Raw genomic sequence first — 4830 nt, 5'->3', positions numbered from 1 at the left:
AACAATTTATAGGGTATGAACTGATATATTCATAGTTTTTGCGCGTGAAGCACACGGGCTGTTTCTTCCTTCTAAGGGAGAGGCAGCCCTTTTTTGTTGTGATTTTGCGGGAAATATAATTTTTTTAAGGAGTCAGCTTTATGATTTAAGGGGAGGGGGGCTCAAGAGTCTATATTTTTGGAATGCTTTATATTAGAAGCATTTCTTATAGATTTTGTAATTGGTAAACCCTATAATAAATAAGTTGTATCCAGTATTTTCCGAAAGTGGGGATGCGATAAGTTTATGAGATTAGAGATGATATACATAGCTTTAAAGTTGAAGAAGACAAAGGGGATCGAGAGAGATGAGTATGAAAAAATGGATGCTGAGTTTGACCGCAGTCACGTTGCTATGGGGCGCGGCAAGTACAATACCAACAGCGGAGGCGACAGGCAGCAATTCCAAACCAATTGAAGTCTTATTAAATGCGAAAAAAATACAGTTCCCAGACGCTAAACCTTTTCAGGATGGTAATGACTATGTCATGGTTCCAATCCGGTTTGTATCCGAGGCATTGGGAGCTAAGGTGAACTGGGAGAAAGCAGGCGGCCAGTTAGCCGTGTCGATTAAAAATGATGCACATGCCGTTAACATGACAGTGGGGAAAAACACCGCTACTGTGGATGGGCAGACCAAAACATACGAGACGAAAATTATTTTGAAGCAAAACCGCACTTTCGTGCCGCTGCGGTTAGTAAGTGAGGGTTTGGGACAGACGGTGGAGTGGGATAAAGTCAGCCGCTGGGTTTGGATTGGGAAGAAGGAAATCGCTGCACTGGAGGATACAGGGCATCAGGCGGTGAGTATTGAGCCGTATAAAAAGGCTTTTACAACAAAATCTTACCTTTTAGAAAATACAAATGGTGAAAAATACAGTAAGGCACTCATTTTTAAATCATCTGACTTACCAGTGAAGCTTCTTCGTGATTTATATTCCATTGAGCCGTACACCAACGATAAAGGCACATTATATATGAAAATGAGAGTTAAAACTACTTCTTCGGCAGGTGCTATTTTTTATATTACAAACAATAATGAAATCAGATATCGCTATCCTGTTCCCAATCTAACTAGTAACAATGGGGATGGAACAAAAATGTTGTATTACCCCATTTATTCTTCAAGAGATGAGTTGTTTGATAAAGTTGAAGATTATAAATTATTCAAATTAAATAATATTAAATATATTGGGTTCGATGGCTGGTCAGATAAATATATTCCGTTGATGGTTAATTCATGGGGAGGAAATTAAATTGTATGAAGAAGACCAAACAGCTTCTGATTGCATTATTGGTGGGGATACTGCTATTTTTTCAGTTCCCACCATTCTCTTTTCCTACTAACATGGTGGCAGCAAATACAGAAGTTACGCCACTCTCTTATTTTCCAGATAAGAACAATCGTTACTTTGTTGGGATGATGTACTTTGATATGTGGAAGAACACTGCTGGGGAATGGGTAACACAAAAAAAACAACCGAATAAGCATATGTATGGGGAGGCTACCTTCACGTATAATTTTCAGTTTCCAGGTCGCAAAATTAAAAGTGTCGAAGCAAGTTTATATGAACCTTTAAAAAATAAAGAGAAGCTTGACTATAAAAATTATTTTTCAAAATCAAGATCCGATAACTATGAAGACTATCGAAGAGCTATCAGTGGCGATGCAACCAGCAATAGTGGCAAAACAAGTAATGAAATTCGTCCCTTTCAAAAACAAGGTATTGGCACCGACACTACAGTTATCCCTGTAACGATAAATATTCTTCTAGATGCGGAAGAACCTTTAAATATTAAAGATGAATCCTGCCCTACCTGTGCCAAAGAAGTTGAGGCCTGGCGCATCTATCAGCCCATCCTTTTCAAAATTGAACTGGAGAGCGCACTCATCGTCAAGCATTTTACAACTGATGGAAATTCACTTAACAATGTATTTACACCATTTGAGGACGAGTTAAAACCTGATCAACCATATGATTTTACCCCGCCAACCAACCCTAAATATGAGTATGTGGGGTACAAGAAAAGCACGACAGGTAAACCGCCCAGTGGAGATATTTTGCCGGGGATTGTACCTGGGTTTACCTATGACGGTTCTTTTGAGCAGTTTACTGCTTATTTATATTACAAAGAAGCTCAGGCCTGTCCGAAGCCTGGAGAAAGCCAAGAAGGAGCACCTTCAGATTGTCAGGATAATGAACAGCCAACGAAAGATGTTGTCTGCTCTCGTCCAGTCCCTGGGTTGCGCTTGGAAACTGTTGAACTCGACCCGTCAGTATCTGCCGTGATCAAAGCGGACCAGCGTGGTCGGGAACGATTTGATGTATCTAAAGGTATTCCTACCTCTGAAAGCCTGTACGGTCATGTGCAAGCCAAGAGATACCTTTTTCAACATAAATTTGTGAACATGACGGGCCAGTGTACATATACGGTGAATGTAAAACGGGAGTACCGGTTGAGCTGGCGGCCTAAGAAAAAATCTCGGCGGAATGAGACAGTGAAGCGAACTTATACTTACCAAATCGTCCGTCCATACTCCTATTGGAAGATAGACAATTTGGAGGTATATGGCATCAAGGAGGCTGCGCTCCGAAACTATGCGTTACCCAATGAAGCCATCACCCTGCGTCCGCAATCCTATACACCCCCATCCTATATTGCAGCGACTAAGGGCAACTTTTATCCTCCTCCTGCACCAGGTACAGTGGATGGCGGCAGTCGTAGCAAAAACGGCGGCAGCAGCAAGCCGAGTGTACCCGATGACCGCAGTGAGCTGAAATCCAAGGCAGAGGGAGCTGTTAAGGAAATAGAGGTGGAAAACGATACTCTGACCTTTGAGAACAAGACCATTATGAATCCGGTGCGCGTTAAGGTAAATGGCCCTAAACCGGGTGTTATTCCCTCTTCCGGAGCAATTGGGCCGGATGTGCTGTACAGTCCGGATCATGTGATTGATAAGCACAAGACTAATAAATCCAATACGCCCAGTAGCGGTGACATCACTTACGCTGTTCTTAAAGGGAATATCAACGGAGGGGCGGATAAAACTTTTCCGATCCAGGGAATCAACACGGTGACTGTCCATACTCCCGTAGTGAATCTGTCTAGTGTATCGGATGATGCTGCTCATAATCAGAAAACTCGACCTACGAAGGGGCGATCTGCGCTTATTTTGGAGCGTCCTTTCCAGGTAACGATTTCGACAGCAGGTCCGCATTTGAATATTCCCGGCTACGGTGATCGGGAGTATGCCAAATACGTACGGACCAAGCAGGTGCGCTTTCCGTTCGATGTGTACAACAAAGGGAAGACGCATTTTTATCCGCGAGATACTTGGATCGACATTCCGGTGCTGCAACTAGACACTGACTTTTATTTGCCCGTATGGGTCGATGAAGGTAATTATACAGTCGAGTTCCGCACCATTGCCGAAAATGCACCAGATGGATTCACCGAACAGCGCCGTGCCAACAAGGATATTGCCCATCATGTTGCCAATGATGTGGTGAATATTGAGGTCATCGGACGAATATATGATTTTCATATCACGGATATTGCAGATTACCATTGGGAGCGGGTGTTTCGGCAGCGAAAAGGAAGTCCCGTGCATACCGGCTTGTCCTATTGGACAGGACTTGGCAATATTGACGGGCTGCCAAGAGGAAACCCCGAGCCCTTCACATTACCCATTCGCCCAGGTAGTCACCCACATGAAGGTTACGCAAATGTGGCGGTCAAGACAGGCTATCATTTCAAGTTTGATCTCAAAACCAAGGGAAATATGTTCAGCGCCGAGGATGGAATTCGCATCACCCCGTCATTTTATTGGGTGAGCAAAGATGGGCGACAGCGGGAAGAGGTGGATCTGTATACTCATTCCGGTAGCCGAAAATTTATCCGTCTGGGATCAGCGGAGGATCGGGAGAAGCGATATGTTATTTTGAATGAAAGGTTACGCAATGTCCCTATGGAGGAAATGCAGGATACAGCAGCCTACCGCTATCAACATGAACTGAGTGAGGCAGAGCGGAGTCAATTAACGCTGGAACGTTATATAACGCTGTATGCCCAGCGTATTACACGCAGCAAGACCTGGATTGGACGCTATGACTGGCTGATGCTACCTGCGGCTGTACGTACCTTGATCGGTCCCAAGACAGACCTGCCGAATGGGGTTGATGCCGATCGTGCGAATGCGGCGATTCAGCGCTGGTACGGCGAATATAGTCTGCCTGCCGATGTGTATGCCGTCACCAAAGAGACGGATTTACGTAGTGAAAGCTGTAGGCAGGAGCTAAATGAGCATACAGATATATTCAAGAAGACGGGCTTTATTGTCGTTCGTTTTAATTTGGAGTCACTCCGTCAGGGGGACACCGAGCATCCACATTTGCAATATATTAATGGTTCACTACTGAACCAATGGCAACTAGAGGGCTATCGCAGAGAGATAAAAGACCCGTACGGACACGCCTTTCATTTACAGGACGGAGATGTCATGTTTTATCATGCAGACCAGTCGAGTCGGGACGATTTTAGTTCATTTGTCTCTCACTAATTTGGGGTACACAAATTAAGGGTAACTTAAACTTATCTCTGCCGATGTGTACAAGCTTGACAAGCTCTTGTCAGAGCGTTCGATCAGTGTTCAGCTTTTTTACCGATATTACTGGTGCAGTTGCAATGTGAGCGGATAATTGAAGCCACTTCGCACTAGAGCGTGTCTTCAAACTATAAAACTATGATTCGAGTATCAATAATGGTAAACTTTTCGTATGAAAAGACGATA

Annotated in this window: 2 protein-coding genes; both read left to right on the top strand. The window is 43.9% G+C overall.

Translation table 11 applies throughout. The features are described 5' to 3' along the window. The first annotated feature begins 346 nt into the window (after positions 1–346). Positions 347–1294, top strand: a complete 948-nt coding sequence (locus tag AC5V8P_RS23455) for a copper amine oxidase N-terminal domain-containing protein (protein ID WP_064795754.1) — start codon at positions 347–349, stop codon at positions 1292–1294. Between the two features lie 5 nt (positions 1295–1299). After that, positions 1300–4599: a DUF5704 domain-containing protein gene (locus AC5V8P_RS23450; protein WP_064795755.1), complete on the top strand. Its 3300-nt coding sequence runs from the start codon at positions 1300–1302 to the stop codon at positions 4597–4599. The last annotated feature ends 231 nt before the right edge of the window (positions 4600–4830 follow it).

Source organism: Paenibacillus sp. N119s (assembly GCF_059447605.1).
Note: the sequence above shows the minus strand (reverse complement) of the source record. Positions and strands in the feature narration are given on the sequence as shown.

Excerpts from the sequence above, each read along its gene's own strand:
- AC5V8P_RS23455 (WP_064795754.1), top strand. The coding sequence starts at position 347 with ATGAGTATGAAAAAATGGATGCTGAGTTTGACCGCAGTCACGTTGCTA.
- AC5V8P_RS23450 (WP_064795755.1), top strand. The coding sequence starts at position 1,300 with ATGAAGAAGACCAAACAGCTTCTGATTGCATTATTGGTGGGGATACTG.